Origin of the sequence: Mycobacterium sp. (assembly GCF_052143115.1) — a bacterium.
Taxonomy (GTDB): Bacteria; Actinomycetota; Actinomycetes; order Mycobacteriales; family Mycobacteriaceae; genus Mycobacterium.
Genome location: NZ_JBKQTQ010000314.1, coordinates 1 through 18,275, shown reverse-complemented (window position 1 = coordinate 18,275; position 18,275 = coordinate 1). Strand labels below are relative to the sequence as shown.

Annotated in this window: 17 protein-coding genes and 3 pseudogenes; 10 read left to right on the top strand and 10 right to left on the bottom strand. The window is 65.4% G+C overall.

The window, feature by feature from the left end:
* Together ACLQI9_RS31065 and ACLQI9_RS31060 are read left to right on the top strand one after the other, a co-directional pair.
* Positions 1-266 (top strand): annotated as a pseudogene (locus tag ACLQI9_RS31065) (aminobenzoate oxygenase); the annotation flags it as partial.
* 18 nt (positions 267-284) lie between these two features.
* Positions 285-434, top strand: a pseudogene (locus ACLQI9_RS31060) (PPOX class F420-dependent enzyme); the annotation flags it as partial.
* A 129-nt stretch (positions 435-563) separates the two neighbouring features.
* Here ACLQI9_RS31060 and ACLQI9_RS31055 read toward each other — a convergent pair.
* Together ACLQI9_RS31055 and ACLQI9_RS31050 are read right to left on the bottom strand one after the other, a co-directional pair.
* A complete protein-coding gene (locus tag ACLQI9_RS31055) occupies positions 564-1,826 on the bottom strand; it encodes an adenylate/guanylate cyclase domain-containing protein (RefSeq protein WP_442382626.1) in 1,263 nt (420 codons plus the stop codon).
* A 466-nt stretch (positions 1,827-2,292) separates the two neighbouring features.
* Positions 2,293-3,552 (bottom strand): Rv1453 family transcriptional regulator, encoded by a 1,260-nt coding sequence (locus tag ACLQI9_RS31050; protein ID WP_442382625.1) that lies wholly within the window; start codon positions 3,550-3,552, stop codon positions 2,293-2,295.
* Positions 3,553-3,686: 134 nt separating this feature from the next.
* Between ACLQI9_RS31050 and ACLQI9_RS31045 the strand changes: the two genes are divergently transcribed.
* The 3 genes from ACLQI9_RS31045 (at position 3,687) to ACLQI9_RS31035 (ending at position 6,989) form a co-directional block, all read left to right on the top strand.
* Positions 3,687-5,207: a flavin-containing monooxygenase gene (locus tag ACLQI9_RS31045; RefSeq protein ID WP_442382624.1), complete on the top strand. Its 1,521-nt coding sequence runs from the start codon at positions 3,687-3,689 to the stop codon at positions 5,205-5,207.
* Positions 5,204-6,184 carry an alpha/beta fold hydrolase gene (locus ACLQI9_RS31040; protein WP_442382623.1) on the top strand — a complete coding sequence of 327 codons (981 nt, stop codon included), beginning with the start codon at positions 5,204-5,206 and terminating at the stop codon, positions 6,182-6,184. Before ACLQI9_RS31045 ends, ACLQI9_RS31040 begins: the two co-directional genes overlap by 4 nt.
* Positions 6,185-6,566: 382 nt before the next feature.
* A complete protein-coding gene (locus tag ACLQI9_RS31035; protein ID WP_442382622.1) occupies positions 6,567-6,989 on the top strand; it encodes a nitroreductase family deazaflavin-dependent oxidoreductase in 423 nt (140 codons plus the stop codon).
* Between the two features lie 85 nt (positions 6,990-7,074).
* Here the strand turns inward: ACLQI9_RS31035 and ACLQI9_RS31030 are convergent, their stop codons facing one another.
* Complete coding sequence (locus tag ACLQI9_RS31030; RefSeq protein WP_442382621.1) at positions 7,075-7,935, bottom strand: MerR family transcriptional regulator; 861 nt, start codon at positions 7,933-7,935, stop codon at positions 7,075-7,077.
* A 132-nt stretch (positions 7,936-8,067) separates the two neighbouring features.
* Here ACLQI9_RS31030 and ACLQI9_RS31025 point away from each other — a divergent pair, with 132 nt between their 5' ends.
* The gene (locus ACLQI9_RS31025; RefSeq protein WP_442382620.1) at positions 8,068-8,430 is read left to right on the top strand and encodes a nuclear transport factor 2 family protein; all 363 of its coding nucleotides are present in this window, start codon (positions 8,068-8,070) and stop codon (positions 8,428-8,430) included.
* A gap of 79 nt (positions 8,431-8,509) precedes the next feature.
* On the opposite strand, the gene ACLQI9_RS31020 is transcribed toward ACLQI9_RS31025, so the two are convergent.
* From ACLQI9_RS31020 to ACLQI9_RS30995, 6 genes are all read right to left on the bottom strand, one after another.
* Positions 8,510-9,688: an alpha/beta fold hydrolase gene (locus ACLQI9_RS31020; protein ID WP_442392718.1), complete on the bottom strand. Its 1,179-nt coding sequence runs from the start codon at positions 9,686-9,688 to the stop codon at positions 8,510-8,512.
* 58 nt (positions 9,689-9,746) lie between these two features.
* On the bottom strand, positions 9,747-10,514 hold the full coding sequence (locus ACLQI9_RS31015) for an SDR family oxidoreductase (protein WP_442382618.1): 768 nt from the start codon (positions 10,512-10,514) through the stop codon (positions 9,747-9,749).
* A gap of 70 nt (positions 10,515-10,584) precedes the next feature.
* A complete protein-coding gene (locus ACLQI9_RS31010) occupies positions 10,585-11,046 on the bottom strand; it encodes an OsmC family protein (protein ID WP_442382617.1) in 462 nt (153 codons plus the stop codon).
* A gap of 102 nt (positions 11,047-11,148) precedes the next feature.
* Positions 11,149-11,997, bottom strand: a complete 849-nt coding sequence (locus tag ACLQI9_RS31005) for an LLM class F420-dependent oxidoreductase (protein WP_442382616.1) — start codon at positions 11,995-11,997, stop codon at positions 11,149-11,151.
* Between the two features lie 64 nt (positions 11,998-12,061).
* The gene (locus ACLQI9_RS31000; RefSeq protein ID WP_442382615.1) at positions 12,062-13,024 is read right to left on the bottom strand and encodes a transglycosylase SLT domain-containing protein; all 963 of its coding nucleotides are present in this window, start codon (positions 13,022-13,024) and stop codon (positions 12,062-12,064) included.
* Positions 13,025-13,161: 137 nt separating this feature from the next.
* Positions 13,162-13,470 carry a WhiB family transcriptional regulator gene (locus ACLQI9_RS30995; RefSeq protein WP_442382614.1) on the bottom strand — a complete coding sequence of 103 codons (309 nt, stop codon included), beginning with the start codon at positions 13,468-13,470 and terminating at the stop codon, positions 13,162-13,164.
* Between the two features lie 337 nt (positions 13,471-13,807).
* Between ACLQI9_RS30995 and ACLQI9_RS30990 the strand changes: the two genes are divergently transcribed.
* The 3 genes from ACLQI9_RS30990 (at position 13,808) to ACLQI9_RS30980 (ending at position 16,003) form a co-directional block, all read left to right on the top strand.
* On the top strand, positions 13,808-14,647 hold the full coding sequence (locus ACLQI9_RS30990) for a hypothetical protein (protein WP_442392716.1): 840 nt from the start codon (positions 13,808-13,810) through the stop codon (positions 14,645-14,647).
* A 92-nt stretch (positions 14,648-14,739) separates the two neighbouring features.
* Positions 14,740-15,318, top strand: a complete 579-nt coding sequence (locus ACLQI9_RS30985) for a sigma-70 family RNA polymerase sigma factor (RefSeq protein WP_442382612.1) — start codon at positions 14,740-14,742, stop codon at positions 15,316-15,318.
* Positions 15,311-16,003 (top strand): anti-sigma-D factor RsdA, encoded by a 693-nt coding sequence (locus ACLQI9_RS30980; protein WP_442382611.1) that lies wholly within the window; start codon positions 15,311-15,313, stop codon positions 16,001-16,003. Before ACLQI9_RS30985 ends, ACLQI9_RS30980 begins: the two co-directional genes overlap by 8 nt.
* A 32-nt stretch (positions 16,004-16,035) precedes the next feature.
* Here ACLQI9_RS30980 and ACLQI9_RS30975 read toward each other — a convergent pair whose 3' ends face one another.
* Positions 16,036-16,443, bottom strand: a complete 408-nt coding sequence (locus ACLQI9_RS30975) for a DUF5319 domain-containing protein (protein ID WP_325683147.1) — start codon at positions 16,441-16,443, stop codon at positions 16,036-16,038.
* A 164-nt stretch (positions 16,444-16,607) separates the two neighbouring features.
* Here ACLQI9_RS30975 and guaB point away from each other — a divergent pair.
* Positions 16,608-18,208 (top strand): annotated as a pseudogene (guaB, locus tag ACLQI9_RS30970) (IMP dehydrogenase).
* Positions 18,209-18,275: the final 67 nt, after the last annotated feature.

Here is an 18,275-nt window from a genome sequence, read left to right as displayed (position 1 = left end):
AGTGGGTCGACACGTCGCCGCTGATGATCCAGTTCCGCTCGCACCTGTTCAGCCGCATCGTGCCGATCGTCAAGGACATCGGGTTGTGGGGCGACAAGGTGCAGAAGGCCTTCAGGGACATGGGTGTACTCGACATGGCCGGCTTCGACATCGAGGCGCTGATGAAGGCCGATGAGGATCAGGCCGACGCGCTGGACAAGGCACACGCCGAGATGGCCGGCCGGGCCCTCGAGGTGGACGAGGTGATCGCGGCGGGCGCGAGCTAACCCAATGTCCAGTTTGGCGAGGAGGGCGGCGCAGCTGAACTGCTCGACGAGCTGAACACGGCGATGTTCGGCGCAGGCGGCAATTTCCCGCCGCCTGACGCGCCGCCCGGGTACCTGACACCCATCACGATCGAGAAGGTCGGCGGCGTCGGGCCCTGGGCATCCTGACGGCAGAAACCGCGATTGTCGAGAAGCCCGCCGACGAGGACGAGCACGCCGGCCACCACCACCATTAGGCACTGGCGGCAGACCGCCCCGGTCATTTGGCTGGGGGCGCTCTGTGCGATCACGCCGTAGCTAACCGCCTGAGACATAACGCACCCTGTAGAGCTCACACGGTTCGGCGATGCCCTTCAGGGTGTGCGTTCCGTGGCCTTCTAGCGTGATGCCGGAACCGGCCACGAGGTTGCTGATAGAGGAAGAAACGAGCACCTCCGAATTCCTGGCTAAGCCCTGAATCCGCGCGGCTTGATGCACGGCCATCCCGGTTATGTCGTCGCCGCGTGTCTCGATCTCGCCAGTGTGCAACCCGGCCCGAATCTCGATATCAAGCTCTGATCTGATGCGATTCCTCAACGCCCACGCGCATCGAACCGCCCGGCTCGGGCTGTCAAAAGTCGCCAGCAGTCCGTCGCCTGTGCTCTTGATCCAGCGGCCTCCGCACACACCAATCTCGATGCGGCACAAGTCGTCGTGATGGTCCAAGAAGTCGCGCCACGCGGTGTCGCCCAGGTGCGCGGCATGCATTGTCGAGTCGACAATGTCTGTCAAGAGAACCGTTGCGAGCTTCCGTGAATGGTCCGCGTTCGGCCGGGTGCCGGTGAGAAACTCCTCGATTGCGTCGGCGTATTTTTGGCCGGAACCGAACCAGACGGCGTGGTCGTCGGTGGGGAGCTCCACGAGGCGAGCGCCCACGATGTGCTCGGCCAGATAACGGCCACTCTGAAACGGGACGACGCGATCCCTGCGGGCGTGCATCACAAGGGTCGGAGCGTAAATGGACGGCAGCACGTGGCGGATGTCGATCTCGGCAATAAGCCGGCCAAATGGGGCCAGCTTCAATCGGGGCAGCGATGCGCGTTCGTAACGGGCCGCCCACCGCCGGAAACCCGGTTGCCCCTCCATGGACGGGGCCATGTGCCTCATCGTGGTTTCGCCGGTGCCCCAGATCAACGGACCCAGCCTTAAGGCCAGCAATTGTTGCCGCCTGGTTGGTGCCCACGGATGATCGTCACGGCGCACCCAGCTTGCGAAGCTGCCGCTCAGAATCAAACCCTCGGTGCGCTCAGGAAACGTGGCGGCAAAGAACGCTGCCAGGGTGCCGCCCTCCGACCAGCCGCCGATGACGGCGCGGTCTACGGCTTCTGCGCGCATGACGGCGACGAGGTCCTGCACCCGCGCGTCGAGCGACGGCGGGGGGATGCTGCGGTCGGACACTCCTGTGCCGCGCTTGTCGAAATAAATTACGCGGCAGACGGATCCGAGCCGTTCAAAAAAAGTAGTGGCCTCCGGGTTCTCCCAGATTACTTCGAGGTTCTGTGCGAATCCGGGAACACCTATCAGTGTCCGCTTCCCCGAGCCGAACGCCTGGTAGCCAATGCGGACCCATCTGCTTCTGCGTAGCGGGTCTCCGGTCGGGCGAGCGTCACATTCGCAAACTATAAATTCGCCGCGGCGCGTAGTTAAGTGGACGACTTCTCAGTGGGTTAACGACAATGCGCTGGCTGCAATCTCGCACGACCGAAACCGCGATAGTCGAGAAGCCCGCCGACGAGGACGAGCACGGCCACGGTCATCACCACGGCCACGCTCACTAGGAATCATCAACACGGAGCACCCCCGGTTTATCGCCGGGGGTGTTTCGTTTGTTCGTCTTGTCCGGCAAGAAGCGTCCAGTGCCGACTCCTCGATCGTCGCTGACTGGCCGACCCACCCCCGCGAGCCGATGTCATCAAGTGAACGGTCCCGGGCCGAGCCCGGATCTGCTCGCAGCCCTTTGGATCGAATGGCCGCGCGACGGCGGCTATCAGCGCCTGCCGGGTGTGCTGGCACTTGCTTTCGTGGAATCTAGGGCGACATCGCCACGCCACCGCAAGGCTTCCAAGGCGACGGCGACGTGAACGCTGGATTCTTCCAGGGGGCGGGGAAGTAGCTTTTCGGCGCGGTGGAGTTGCTCAGCCAAGGTGTTGCGGTGGGTGTAGAGGCGGGCCACTGCGCGAGAGGCATTGCACTGGGCGTTGATGAATGTCTCTACTGCGCTGCGTAATTCGGGTGCTGCGTGCCTGAAGTCGCCGAGTATCTGGGTGATGAATTCGTCGGCGCCTTCAGGGTCGAGAGTGAGCAGCGCCACCAGTTGGACGTCGGTGAACAGCACGATGCGTTGGCGGGATTCCCGGCGGGCGAGCATCCGCTGGGTGGTGAGGGCGTTCAGATGACTGCGCCGAAAACCGTCAATCCCGGCAGCGGTCGGGCCGACGGCGACCCGCACCGCGGGGCATCGCTCGAGCGCGCTGTGCATATGCGCGATGGTCAAGCGCTTCCCGCCGCCGATCCACACCCAGCGAGTGGCGGCGTTGGCGAGCACGCTGAGCGGGCGGGTGCCGGCCACCTGACCCAGGGCGTCGACGGCTCGCTCGAGGGAATGCGCGTCGCGGTCGGGCTCGTCGGTCCACACGACGGCCGCGGTGTGGGATTGGTTGACTGCATAGCCAAGACGGGCTTCGGCGCGACGGCGAGTGATGGGCGCGCCCTCGAGGATCAGGGCGACGGCTTCTCGGCGTTCGGCATGCGTGCCTCGGGTCAGCTCCTCACGCTCGGTTTGCATTTGGGCGTTGATGCCGGCCAGTGTCGCGTCGATGAATTCGTTGATCGAGCGGGACGTCACGTCGAGCATTTCGCGCAAGTCGCCCTGATCGGAGGTGAGAGCGAAGGCGGTGTCCATCCACCGCCGCCATGCGGCGTTTTGTCCGACCCGGTAGGCGTCCAGCGCGGCGGCGTCCATGCCTCGGCGAACCAGATCGCGTGCCAGGGCCAGCGGCTCGGCCCCCAGGTTGGCGGGCACCGGACTTCCCGGATCGCGAACGTTGGCGGCGGCCCAGTGCAGAAGGTTGGCCCGGTTGGTGCGGGTCACGGACGCAGCCAGCACCGGGTCTTCGCGGATCTCGGGGCTGGCGGCCAGGGTCGCGCGGTCGATGTCGTCGAGCCACTCCGGTGGCGCATCGCGCGCGATCTCCGCTCCCTGGCGGATCAGCTCGGCGACCCGCGGCGACGGAGGCTCCCACGCCATGCGATCACTCTACGCGAGGCAGTGCATTATGCACTCTAAAACGCGAAAGTTACGGCAGTTTGCAATTGGGAAATGGTGGCCGAGACCTCAATCATGGACAGCACAAACCCACATCACTCACCCAGGAGCAATCCATGATCGCCACAGCTTCCACCGCGACCCATGTCGAGCACGTCGACGTGTTGATCGTCGGCGCCGGCATCTCGGGCATCGGTGCCGCCTACTCCCTGCAGAAGGAACACCCCGGCAGGTCTTACGCCATCCTGGAGGCGCGCGACGCCACCGGCGGCACCTGGGATCTGTTCCGTTACCCGGGGATTCGCTCCGACTCCGACCTGCACACCTTCGGCTACGAGTTCAAGCCCTGGCGCGACGAGAACGCCATCGCCAGCGCCGACAAGATCCTGGCCTACCTGCGCCAGACCGCAGCCGAGAACGGCATCGACGAGAAGATCCGCTTTCACCACAAGGTGCTCGGCGCCGCCTGGTCCGGCGCCGAGGCGCGCTGGCTGGTCGACGTGGAGCGCACCGACGCCGAAACCTTGGTCCAGTTCAGCGCCAACTGGATCTTCATGGCCGGGGGTTACTACCGCTACGACCAGGGATTCACCCCTGAGTTCAAAGGCCGTGACCGGTTCCAAGGCCAGATCGTGCACCCCCAGCACTGGCCCGAGGATCTGGACTACACCGGTAAGAAGGTCGTCATCATCGGCAGCGGCGCGACCGCGGTCACCCTGGTGCCAGCGATGGTCGGCAAGGCGGCACACGTGACCATGCTGCAGCGCTCACCGACCTATATCATGGCGGTGCCGTCGAAGGACGTCTTCGCCAACACCGCCAAGAAGCTGCTCGGCGACAAGCGTGGCTACGCGCTCACGCGGCGCAAGAACATCGTCAAACAGCGTGCCATTTACCAGTTCTGCCAGACCTTCCCGGGTCCGGCCAGAAAGATGATTCGCCGGCTCAACGCCAAGCAGCTGCCCGAGGGCTATCCCATCGACGAACACTTCAACCCGGACTACAACCCGTGGGATCAGCGGTTGTGCGCGGTGCCCGACGGCGACCTGTTCAAGGCCATCGGCGACGGCAGCGCCTCGGTGATGACCGACCGCATCGCGACGTTCACCGAGACCGGCATCGAGCTGGAGTCGGGCCGCCATCTGGACGCCGACATCATCGTTACCGCAACGGGTTTGAACCTGCAGATGTTCGGCGGGGTGTCCCTGAGCGTGGATGGCGAGCCGGTCGACTTCGCCAAGACGTTTGCGTACAAGGGCATGATGCTCTCGGGCGTGCCGAACTTCGCGTTCGCCGTCGGCTACACGAACTCGTCGTGGACGCTTAAGGTCGGGCTGCTGTGCGAGCACTTCTGCCGGCTGCTGACCCACATGGACGCCAACGGCTACGACACCACGCGACCCGAGGTCGGCGACCCGAAGATGGAGGCCCGGCCGCTGCTGGACTTCTCCGTCGGGTACGTCCAGCGTGCGCTGCACCTGATGCCCAAGCAGGGTGACGGCGCGCCGTGGATGATGTCCTCGAGCTACTACAGCGACGTCAAGCTGCTTCGCAGCGACTCGGTGGTGGACCCGAACCTGCGGTTCGACACCTCCCGCCAGGTCGCGGCCGCGAGCGCAGTGGCGGTGCCGGCATGACCGACCAGTTCTGTCGCGTCGGCGCCGGCCGGCAGGTGTGCTACCGGACGGACGGTGATCCGTCCGGTACGCCCCTGCTCCTGATCGCCGGTCTGACCCTGGACCTGACGTCGTGGCCGCGGGCCATGGTCGACGGCCTTGTTGCCCAGAGGTTTTACGTGATCCGGTTCGACAACCGTGACGTCGGCCGCACCACCCCGGCCGCCACACCGCCGCCGAGCCTGCTACGCCGCGCGTTGCGTCGCCCCCGCCGGGACGGCTACGACCTGGCCGATATGGCTGGCGACGCCATCGCGGTGCTTGACCACATCGGCGTCGCGCAGGCCCACGTCGTCGGAATGTCGATGGGCGGCATGATCGCCCAGACGATCGCGGCCCGCTACCCCACTCGGACGTTGTCATTGACGTCGATCTTCTCCACCACCGGCGGCAAGCGGGTCGGACAGCCTGCCGTGTCGACGCTGCTGCTGTTGTCCAAGCCTGGGTCACGTACCCGCGAGGAATTCATCGGCAAGCACGTTGGGCTGATGGGCCACCTCGCGGGCAGCGGGTTCCCGCTCGACGAGACCGGCGCCGCCGAGTACGCGGCGGGGGCCTGGGACCGGGGTCTGCGGGAGGCGGCCGGTGACGGCGTCGCACGGCAGATCAACGCCATCTACCAGTCGGGCGATCGCACCGCCGAGCTGCGTCGAATCTCCGCGCCCACGTTGGTGATTCACGGCGACCGCGACCGCATCGTGCACCCCAGCGGTGGGCATGCCACCGCGGCGGCCATCACCGGTGCTCGTCATGTCACTATCGCCGGCATGGGCCACGACCTGGCGCCCGGAGTCACCGACCGTCTGGTCGAGCTCATCACCAACCACATCGAGCGGTCGCCGACTACGAGGCGCCCCTCGAACAGGCCTTCCGCGAGTGGCGACGTGTTCCAAAGTCCGGTGGCCACCTCGTCACTCAGCAAGCTGGCGCTCAGGTGAGGTGGTGGTCTCGGTGACCTTGCTCATCCGGACGACTACAAGTGCCGGTCTATTGGTGGTCGACGGTGGCTTACGTCTAACACCACCGAGACGGCGATCGTCGAGAAGCCTGCCGAGGAAGCGAGGCACGGCCACGGTCATCACCACGGTCACGCTCACTAGGGCAGCACCGCGAGCCGAAGCAAAAGCCCCCGCACGCCCGGCGTGTCGGGGGCTTTTGCGTCTGTTGGCGAGCGGAACACCCCGGCTCCTGGCCGGGGGTGCTTTCGATTACCCAACGTGAGGACTGGTCTCGACCTTGTGCGCTGGGAGTTGGGACTTCCTCATCATGCCGACCCCCGGCCGTGGGAATGGCCAGGTATACCGAGATGTTTACGCGGGCATGACGGATCAAGTACAGCTCAGCACCACCGATTGGGTGCGAGAGCAGACCGAACAAATACTGGCACAAGGCACTACGGACGGGGTCCAGATCCTGGATCGCCCCGTCGTCCTTTTCACGGTGACGGGTGCGAAGTCCGGGCAGAAGCGGTACGTGCCGCTGATGCGAGTGGAGAAGGACGGGCGCTACGCCATGGTCGGTTCCATCGGCGGGAGCCCGAAGAACCCCTCCTGGGTCTACAACCTCCGGGCTAACCCGAAGGTCACGGTGCAGGACGGCGACAAAGTGTTCGAGCTGACGGCCCGCGAGGTTCATGGGGCCGAGCGAGAAGAATGGTGGCAGAGGGGAACCGAAGCTTACCCCCACTACATCGAATTGCAGTCGCTGACGACAAGGAAGATCCCTGTCTTCGTCTTGGAGTGACACAGTAAACACGAAAACGGCGAAGTCCGGCGGATCAGATCGTCCCTGATCTCACCGGGCGAATGGGTTGCATCGTTGGTGGGCTTCAAGTGTGGCGCTGTGTGGGCGCGCCGGCTTGCGGAGTGGTGGTGTGAAAGACCGGCCAGCCAATCTCGGTGCGCCAGGCTGTTTCATCACCGGTGTCTTGGGGACCGACGAGGTAGTACTCGCGAATGGGCTCATCGATGGTGATGGCGTGTTGGGCGACGTGAACGGCCAGGGCGCCGTAGGCCAGGTCGATGTCGCGGTGGGAGCCGGCGTGCACCACGGTGGCTAGTTCGGCGGAGGGTACGACCAGTTCAATGAGGCGCCCGGTGGGACGGATATCACCGGCGAACGGGACGAAAACGGTCGCCGATCCTCGTTCACGGGTGAACAGCTCGTCGGTGAAAATGCCCCCGGCCGGGCCGCAGATGCGCGCGCGTTGAGCGGTCAGGTTGGCATACAGCTCGGCCAGCGCTCCCCGGAGCCACGTCATCGCATCGCGCACGTCGATGACGTCGCTGATCGCGACCGCCTCGGCCGCTTCGACTCCGCGGTAACCTATTCGGCCTTCGAGAGCGGGCCCGGGCTGAAGCAGCTCACGCAGCGACTCAACGGCCCGTTCGGTTTGCGCGAGTTGGGATTCCAGCCGCATGAGGTGGGCGTTGATCAGTTCGTTGCGAAGACGAAGGTCGGTGGTGCTCATGACGGTACGGATCTCGTCGAGTGGCATTTCGAGAGTCCGGAAGCGGCGAATGATCTGTGCTGTCGCGATCTGGGCGGTGCTGTAGCGGCGGTAGCCGGTAGCACGGTCAACATCAACGGGCTCGAGCAGCCCGATCTGGTGGTAGTGGCGCAGCATCTTCACGCTCAGCTGCGTCGCACGGGAGAAGTCCCCGATGGCCAAAAGCGCGGGAGAACTCATGGCCCCCAGTGTGCACTCTCCCCTCGGGGGAGACTCACGCTCCGAACGAGCCTTGACTCGTCCACGGTGTCAGCGCGCACTGTGTGATCACCGGCTGCAACACCGGCCAGCCACGAATTGGGAGACGAGAGCATGAAAGAGACCGATCTGGTAGGGATCGTCGCCGACCACATCGACGCGGTTAACGCCGGCGACAGCGATCGCATCGTCGCCACCTTCGCCGAGGATGCCTACGTCAACGACAACCACCGCGAATTCGTCGGAATCGACGCCATCCGCCGCTGGGTGGCCAAGGAGATAGTCGGTGACAAGGTGAGGATTGAGGTTCGCGAGGTGCTCAATCATTACGACGATACCGTTGTGCGCGGAGCCTACGACGGTACCTTCGACCGGACCAACCTCCCCGACGATCTTGTTCTGACGAACTACTTCAGCGTGCGTGACGGCAAGATCGTCAGCCTTGTAATCGTCTTCAACCAGCCCGCCGACTACTGACTGGCAGGAGCATCCCCGGTTTTTCGCCGGTGGTGTTTGTTTGTTGGGTCGCGTCCGGCAAGCGGCATTCGCTGGACTTCTACACCTCGATGGCAAGCAGCGCTTGCAGGTGTTCGACGACGGACTCGGGCTGCTCCTGCTGCACCCAGTGCCCGGCGCCGGGCACCAGGCGCACGCCCGTCATGTGGGCAAAGGCCCGTTCGCACATGATCTCCAGGGCACCGGGCATCTGATATGTGCCCCAGTCGCTTTGGCCGGAGATGAACATCGAAGGCACGCCAATTGTCTTGCCCGAGAACAGGCTCAGGTCCGCAACAAGATGCGGCTCCAGGCTGGCCCTGTACCAGTTGAGGCCACCCTGAAAGCCGGTGCGCTCGTATTCTTCAGCATAGACGGCGATCTCAGCGTCTGGCAGCCACCGGTTAGCGCCGATCTCGGTCGCCGATGGCACGAAGGGGCGCACCGTCTCGGCCATTGTTTGGTCGCGATCCATCACGTAGTAGGTCGGCATCTTCGCCAACTCGTCGGCTGAAAAATTCGCGAGCTGATGAGGCTTGTTCCCCTCCCAGTCGGCGCTTTTGTAATGGAAGTAGGCGCGCAGAAATGTGCCCACACCCTCTGGGGCGCGCCACATGTCGTCGTTGGCGGGCCTGGTTGTGTAGTAGCGCTGGTAGTGCTTGCGCGGGCGCGGCAAGCGACCCAGGTCAGCTTCGACGTCACCCGTAGCGTTGCCCGGCTCGGCGCGTTGTGAGCCTGGGGCTGCGGTGCCGAACGGTAGCCTTGGCGGCCCCGCGAAGGGTGCGCTCAGGATGGCGCACCGCCGGTAGACATCAGGCCGGGTCAGAGCACACCACGAGGCAACAAGAGAACCGAAATCGTGACCGATTACGGCCGCCGCCCGCCGGTAGCCCAGCGCGAACGTGAGCGCCACCGCATCGCGAGCCAGATTCAGCATCGAGTAGGGGCGCAGATCCTGGTCGTAGGTCGGGCTCCAGCCTGTGGTGCGACCGTAGCCGCGCTGATCCGGCGCGACGACGTGGTAACCGAGCTCAGCGAGCGGAACCATGACCTTGCGCCAGCTGTAGGCGAGTTCGGGAAAGCCGTGCAGAAGGAGCAACAAGGGCTGGCCCGGCTTCTGCTGGTCGGCCTCGAGGACATGCATGCGAAGGTCGTTGACGCCATCGACGAAGCGGGAGTGCACGCCGGCCGGCAGGTGGCGAGTATCAAGCGGCGCCAGGGGCATGGTGATGAGCTCCATGTGCGAGGGATAGATCATTCTGGCGCGGGTCTCCCAGGTCCGCGAGAGCCGTGGCCACTCACCAACAGGTGTAGCCGCCGTCGATCACGATGTCGGAGCCGGTCATATAGCTCGACGCGTCGCTCGCGAGATAGATGTATATGCCGACGAGTTCCTCGGGCCGGCCCAAGCGTCCGAGCGGGATCTTCGGTTCCCACAACGCGTGGTACTCGGCGTAGGGCTCCACCAGTTCGGTAAGGATGTAGCCCGGGCTGACGCTGTTGACCCGGATGTTGTAGGGCGCGAACTCCACCGCCATAGCCTTGGTCAGCTGGATGACCGCCGCCTTCGAGGCGCAGTAGTGGCCTACCTGCTGCGGGGTGTTGATGATGTGGCCGGACATCGATGCCGTGGTGATGATGGTTCCGGCGCGTTGCTGGACGACCATGGCCTTCGCCGCGGCCTGTGCGGTGAGGAAGACACCGTTGACATTGGTGTCCTGGATGCCCTGGAACTCCTCCAGCGGCATGTCCAGCAGGCTGTTGAGAGCGATGATCCCCGCGTTGCACACCGCGATGTCGATCCCGCCCAACTCCTCGTCGACTCGGTTCACCATGGTGGCCACCTGCTCGGGTTGAGTGACATCGCAGGTGATGGGGAGCGCCCTCCCGCCACCGGCAACGATCTCTGCGGCCACTTCCTGCAGCGGCTCCTGATGTCGGGCCGTGATCGCCACTGCAGCCCCGGCTTGCGCGTACGCCAGCGCCACTTGCTTGCCGATACCGCTGGAGGCGCCCGTCACTAGAGCTTTCTTGCCATGCAGCTCAAAGAGACTCACTACGTTCACTCTCGCTCACAACCCTTCGCGGCGGCCCACGGGAAACGATAACGTCACGGGCACCGCGGTGATCGGCTTTCTACCGCAAGGATGTGGCGACGTCGACCTCTGAGGTCAGGGTCTGATGAACAGGGCAACGTTCGGCGATGTGCAGTAACCGTTGCCGTTGAGTGTCGTCGAGGTCGCCTTCCAGTTCGATGTCGCGATCAATATGATCAATCAAGCCGATGCGGGTTTCGCAGTCGGCGCAGTCTTCCGCGTGAATGCGCGAGTGCCGCAACGTCACTCGAACTTGCTTGAGCGGCCAGCCCTTGCGGTTGGCATACATCCGCACCGTCATGGAGGTACATGCCCCGAGCGCGGCCAGGAGCAGATCGTAGGGTGTCGGCCCGGTGTCGTCGCCAATCGGCTGCGGCTCGTCGGCGACGAGCTGGTGGTGCCCGGCGGTGATCTGCTGCGTGTAAGTCCCCGTACCGGCCTCGGTGACGGTCACGGTTCCCTCGGACGACCCCGCGTCATGGCCTGCCTGGTCTGTCGTCATGCCACTCTCCTTGACGGTTTGAACGCCGAATAACGCCGGATCGGATCGTCCCACGTCTGCCCGTCACCGACTGCCATCGTGGCACCGTTGCGGTGGCTCCCGTTACCGTGACAGGCCAAGCGGCCCAGCGAGTTCGGACAGTGTCGGCAACACCTTCTCCGACCCGCCGTACACGAGGATCGCGACATGGTTGGCGCCGGCGCTCAGATACTCGCCCAACCGCCTGGCGATGTCGTCAGGAGTGCCGTGCGCGACCACGGCGTCGATGAGCTTGTCGCTGCCGGGCGGGGTGACGTCGGCGTCGGTGAAACCCAGCCGCTTCCAATTGCTCACGTAGTTACTCAGGTTGAGGTAAGTGGCCAGCGTCTTGCGGCCGATCGCCCGCGCCTCTTCGGCGTCGCTGCTCAGTACCACATTGTGCGCGGGCGCCAAGAGTGCGTTCGGCCCGATGATCGAGCGGGCCTGTGCGGTGTGCTCGGGCGTCGCGTTGGCCGGGTGAGCCCCGGCGGCGCGTTCGGCCGACAGCCTCAGCACCCGCGGACCGAGCGCGGCGAGCACGCGTTGATCGGCAGGTACGCCGTATTCGTCGAGCTCGTCGAGGTATGACACCAGCGCGTCGTAGGGCTTGCGGTACTGCGCTTCGGCTTCGGGATGGCCGACCCCGACGCCGAGCACGAAGCGGCCCGGGTAGGCGGTGTTGATGCGGTGGAACGACTCGGCGACGGGCTTGGCGGCCGCGCTCCAGATGTTGACGATTCTGGTGGCCACCTTCAGCGCGGTGGTCGACTCCAAAAGTGGCTCAACGAAGGACAATTCGGCCGGTGGTGAACCGCCGATCCAAATCGTGCCGTAGCCTAGCCGCTCGATTTCCCGAGCCTGGTCGGGGGTAGCGCCGAGTCCGAAGTAGCCGAATCGGCCGAGGTTGCTGGTGGTGGTATCTGGTGCGGTCATTGCCGTTGCAACCCTTGCACGGCGCGCAGCTATTCCGCCGCCGGGAGATTTCTGCGCCCATGAGTTACTGCGGGTGGGTCGCCAGATAGTCCCCTACCGGTATCGGCGAGGTCGCGGCGTAACCGATGGGCAGCAACACGTCGCCCGAGGTCGTGGAGCAGTAGACGTCCCACCGGTAGTAGCCGGCGAACGCAGCGGGATCGGCCGCAATCAGCGCTGCGTATTGGTTGACCGCCCGCACGTATTCGTTGGCGTGGTTGTACCGGTAGATGGCGTGATCACGATCGTTGGCAAATCCGTTGGCGGCGAGATAGCGGCCCGCTGCCATGATGCTGTCGCGGGGCGAGTGGATGTCGCCGCCCTGGCCATAGGTGGCGAATGTCGCGGGCAAGAACTGCATGGGTCCTTGCGCGCCGGCGGTGCTCGCGCCGTTGATGCTGCCGAAGCGGGTCTCGACGAGGTTGATCGCGGCCAGGTAGTTCCAGCCGACGCCGGATTCCGACTCCGCCTGGTGGTAGTAGCCCAGCAGTTCGTCGGCCGGAGCAGGTGGGTCGACGCGCCATGCGGGCAGCGTGGTTCTCATGGGTGTTATCGCGGTGAGCTGCCGACGGGCGTCGACGTTGCGGTCATACACGTCGAGTAATGAGGGCGGGATTCGCGGGCGCGTACTCGAGTCCCATTCGGGGTGCCGCCCGATGGCCCGGTAGGCCGCCTGCTGGCGACGCGCCGCCGCCGCCAGCGCTCCCTCCGCCGTCGACCCGTTACGCAGCGCTTGCTCATCGGCGACAAGGTCGTCGGCCAGCTGCGCCGGGTCTGACGCCAGCTGAGGCTGCGCGCCCATGGGAGCGCTTGGCGCAGCGGGCATCGTTGACACCAGCGGCGTGGGGGCCGCGGTCGTTGCGGATGAGGTCGCCACCGTCATTGCGGTTGGCGGCGCCGTCGGCGCTGTACAGCTGGCGAGTGCGAACAGGATCGTGGCGAGAACAAGCGGCCTCACGGGGGCGACGACTCTACGGTTACGGCTCACTGTGTTCACTTCCGTCGACTGCCTCATCTGTAGCGAGTCTTTCGTATCAAACGCCACGCTCGCCGCCGCATCGAGAAAAAACCCCGCCCTGGTTCGCCAGGGCGGGGTTTTCCGGTAGTCCGGCTGGTCGGAGTGGACTAGGCGGTGCGACGGATGCTGCGCGTGCGGCCTATCTCACGCTTGAGCAGCAGCTCACGCTCGGTCTCTGAGAGCCCGCCCCAGATGCCGTACGGCTCGCCGACTTCCAGAGCATGAGCGCGGCACTGTGTCAGTACCGGGCACTGGCGGCACATCTCCTTCGCCCGCCGCTCACGCTGCAAGCGGGCCCGACCGCGCTCGCCGTCCGGATGGAAGAACACCGACGAATCCACCCCACGGCAAAGGCCTTGTAATTGCCATTCCCAAATATCGGCGTTGGGGCCTGGTAGCTGCTCCGGTTGTGGCATTGAAGTCCCTCTCTACACGCCCAAGATCAGGCCAGTTTGCGATCAAGTACGTCGTCAACTGAATCGAGCGGGTCGTCGGTGACTACTCGTCGACCTTAAAGGTAGGGGGCCTACGGAATTTTCGTCAACACTCGGTGATCTGCCGAATGCTTAACTGGGGCTTGACAATTTACCCTGAGTTCATCGATGTGATGAGCCTGCTCGCCAACGTATGCATGGTGACGGGGTGTGATGCGGGAATATCCCAGCTCGCGACTGGTCGTGGGGTGGTCACGATAAATATAATCTGCGTCAGATTTAATACCGGTGTAACTCAGAAACCATGCAATTTTAACTGATGCCAGCCGTGATCGATATGCCCTACGATCCGACAATCGAGTCCGATCTCACAGCTTCCGCCTTTGGAAACCAGCCCGGACGCTGGCCGCTGCCGTCGGCGGGCACACCAAGTCAGCTATGGCTCCGCGCGGTCGGCGCCGGGGGGCAGGGCCGCTACGGCAGCGCTCGCAACGACCTCACCACGCTACTGCGCTCTGCTCCGGCGGATCGACTTGCCTCGCTGGCGCACAGTACCCAGGCCTCGTTTCTGCGCCAGCTGGGTTGGCACAGGCTGGCGCGCGGCTGGGACGGTCGTGCCTTGGCGCTGGCCGGCACCGACCCTGAGGCTGCTGCCGATGCGCTGATCGGGCTGGCGGCCGACGCACTCGGCGTCGGTCGGCTGGCCGCCGCGGCGACGTTGCTGAGCCGGGCAGAGCCGATAGTGGCGGAGGCGCCGCAGCACCGGCTGTTGGTGCGCCGAGCTTGGGTTGCCGCCGAGCTGGCGATGGTCGCCGGCGACGGTGCCGCCGCGGTGCGCAACGCCGAGGTCGCCGTCGAGTTGGCGGCGACCACGGTCGACGGGTCGGTGTCCGCCCGGCACTGCGCCAAAAGCGACGTGGTGTTGGCCGCTGCGCTGTGCAGCGCCGGTGCCGTCGACCGGGCCCGGACCGTCGGTGAGGTGACGTTGGAGCTCACCGGCCGGTTGGGCCTGGTGCCGCTGCGCTGGGCGGTGGCCTGTCTACTGGTCGACCTTGTCGATACGGGAAGTCTCACCCGCCCGATCACGGAGCTGTGCGATATTCGCGACGAGTGTGCCCGCCAAGTGGAGCACTGGGGCGGAGCCTGGGCTCGGCGGTAACAGCGCAGACGCTGCCGTGTGTCGTTATTGTTTTACTGTGTGCCGCTGCGCTGGGCCATGCCCGGCTCGTAACGTTGGAGATGTTGCCGTCGATGACAACCCAGGAGGAACGTCTCGACGCTGTTGTAGCTGAGGCCGTAGCAGGTGATCGGGACGCGCTTCGACGAGTGCTGGAGACGATCCGCCCGATCGTGGTCCGATACTGCCGCGCGCGAGTCGGCACGATCGAGCGGACCGGCCTTTCGGCTGATGACGTGGCACAGGAGGTGTGCTTGGCCGCCGTGATGGCGTTGCCGCGTTACTGTGATCGCGGTCGCCCGTTCCTGGCCTTCGTGTATGGCATCGCCGCGCACAAAGTGGCCGATGCCTATCGTGCAGCTGGCCGTGACCTCGCATACCCCACGGACTTCATTCCCGAGCGCAGGTCAGCCGAGGCCGGTCCCGAGCAGGCGGCCATCGAAGCCGACTCCGTTTCCAGGATGAGTGAGCTGCTCAAGGTTCTGCCCGACAAGCAACGCGAAATCCTGATCTTGCGCGTTGTGGTCGGTTTGAGCGCCGAGGAGACCGCCAGCGCCATTGGCAGCACCGCTGGAGCGGTTCGCGTAGCCCAACACCGCGCCTTGGCGCGGCTGAAATCCGAGATTGTTGCAGCGGGGCGAGATTATGTCTGAGCCAACCCATACGCCGTTCGATCAGCTCGATGCGGGCGCGGTGGCCCGCACCGAGCGGTTCATCGATGCGCTGGCCAAACGTGAGCCGGTCGAGTTCAGCGACGTCGCAGAGCAGGGAGATAGCCGAGAGCGGGCGCTGGCCGGGCTGCTGGAGGACTGGCGCGACGAGCTGAGGGTCCCGGCGCCGAGCGGGCTGTGCCGGGAGCGTGACGCGGTCGGGGCGTTGAATCGCGGGCTGGCGGCGCGTCGTCGTGTCCGCCATCGGATGGCGCTGGTGGGGGCGATCGCCGCGACCGTCCTCGGTGTCGGCGGATTCGTCGCCGTGATGGGCGGGGCCCAGCCCGGCGACACGCTCTACGGCGTCCATACCAAGCTGTTGGGCGAGCCGCCTTCGGTGCACGATGAGCGGATCGCGCAGTCCGCCGATACCGATTTGGACCGCGTTGAGCAAATGATCGCGCTGGGACAGTGGGATGACGCGCAGGACAAACTTGCCGCGGTCAGCGACAGGGTGCAGACGGTCAAGGACGGCGATCGCAAACAGGATCTGATCGAGCGGATGAACCTTTTGACCGCCAAGGTCGCCAACCGCGATCCCAATGCGACGGTGGTGCCCAGCTCACTACCGAGCGCGGCCCCCGCGGTCAGCATGACGGTTCAGCTGCCCAACTCGGTGGGTGGCTGAGGCGAAAAACGCCTGGTTACCGGCGAGCCGTGCTATTCCCGTGATATCGGAGTATCCGAGGTCGCCTCGTTGAGTGAGGCATCGGCGTACCCCCGGCAATAATCCCAGGTGACGTAGGCGTCAGGCTCGGGATCGTAGGCCGGCTCGTGCGGTCGGACGGTGCCGTCGACCAACAACTGCAGCAGGTTCGCGCGCAGCATGTCCCAGTCGTGGTAGTGGTCCTGCTGACACTCGTCGCAACACACCACCAGGCCGCGAATACCCTTGTGCGCCAACAGGGCCTCGTACACCGCGAGGTCGGCCAGGTCGGCTTCGACCGCCATCCGCTCCTGGGGGTCAAGCGGTTGACCGGGCTCGACGGCGTCCAGCGCCGCCGACGGATCACACGGGTCGTCGGCAAAAGGATCCGGCGGCAAACCCGGCGGGAGGTAGTCGCGCACGGCTCCACATTACGCAGCCGGGCGGGCATCACGCCAGCGCTACGCCCGCAGACCAGCAGCCATGTTGCTCCGTGGTGAGCGCCCCCGGCGCGCGTCGCGACCGAGTGGTAAGGAGCCGATAGGATGAGGTCCTCACTCCGCATGCGTAGGGGAGGGCCCCGGCAATGTCATCTGGCTTGTCCCGACTTGAAGGCAGCGGCGACCTGATTGTCGAACCATACGTCCGCGTCGGCGGCTTCGCCGACGACCCGGTACCCACCGGAGGTGACGATCCGCACAAGGTCGCGATGCTGGGACTGACCTTCGACGACACCTGCTGTTGCCGGCAGCCTCAGATGTGGTGCCCGCCAGTGCGGATACGTCCAGCCAGCTCACCAAGCAGATCCGGCTCAAGGTGCCGTTGGTCAGCTCGGCGATGGACACCGTGACCGAGTCGCGGATGGCCATCGCGATGGCCCGGGCCGGCGGCATGGGCGTGCTGCACCGCAACCTGTCGGTCGCCGAACAGGCGGGCCAGGTCGAGATGGTGAAGCGGTCGGAGGCGGGCATGGTCACCGACCCGGTCACCTGCCGGCCGGACAACACGCTGGCCGAAGTCGATGCGCTGTGCGCGAAATTCCGGATCTCCGGGCTGCCGGTGGTCGACAACTCCGGTGCGCTGGTTGGGATCATCACCAACCGCGACATGCGCTTCGAGGTTGACCAGTCCAAACCGGTTGCGGAAGTGATGACCAAGGCTCCGCTGATCACCGCCCAGGAGGGCGTCAGCGCCGACGCGGCGCTGGGCCTGCTGCGCCGCAACAAGATCGAGAAGCTGCCTGTCGTCGACGGTCACGGCCGACTGACCGGGCTGATCACCGTCAAAGACTTCGTCAAGACCGAGCAGCACCCGCTGGCCACCAAGGACTGCGACGGCCGATTGCTGGTTGGTGCCGCCGTCGGGATCGGCGACGACGCCTGGGTGCGGGCCATGACGCTGGTCGACGCAGGAGTTGACGTCCTGGTTGTCGACACCGCGCACGCGCACAATCGGTTGGTGCTCGACATGGTCGGCAAGCTCAAGGCCGAGGTCGGCGACCGGATCGAGGTGGTCGGCGGCAACGTCGCCACCAGGGCGGCGGCCGGGGCACTGGTCGAGGCCGGCGCCGACGCGGTCAAAGTCGGTGTGGGTCCGGGTTCGATCTGCACCACCCGGGTGGTGGCCGGCGTCGGGGCGCCGCAGATCACCGCGATCCTCGAGGCAGTAGCGGTCTGCGGTCCGGCGGGCGTGCCGGTGATCGCCGACGGCGGACTGCAGTACTCCGGCGACATTGCCAAGGCGCTGGCCGCGGGCGCATCGACGGCGATGCTGGGCTCGCTGTTGGCCGGCACCGCCGAGGCCCCCGGCGAGCTGATCTTCGTCAACGGCAAGCAGTTCAAGAGCTACCGCGGCATGGGGTCATTGGGCGCCATGCAAGGACGTGGGGCTTCGGGGGAGCCAGCCAAGTCGTACTCGAAGGACCGCTACTTCCAAGACGACGCGCTCTCCGAGGACAAGCTGGTGCCCGAGGGCATCGAGGGTCGGGTGCCGTTCCGCGGGCCGCTGGCGTCGGTGATCCATCAGCTCACCGGTGGATTGCGCGCTGCGATGGGCTACACCGGCTCCAACACCATCGAGGCGCTGCAGCGGGCGCAATTCGTCCGGATCACAGCGGCGGGCTTGAAGGAAAGCCATCCGCACGACATCACCATGACCGCCGAAGCGCCCAACTACTACGTGCGGTGAACCGATCGAGAAGGGTCGCTCATGCGTGACATGGTCGAGATCGGCATGGGCCGAACGGCAAGGCGCA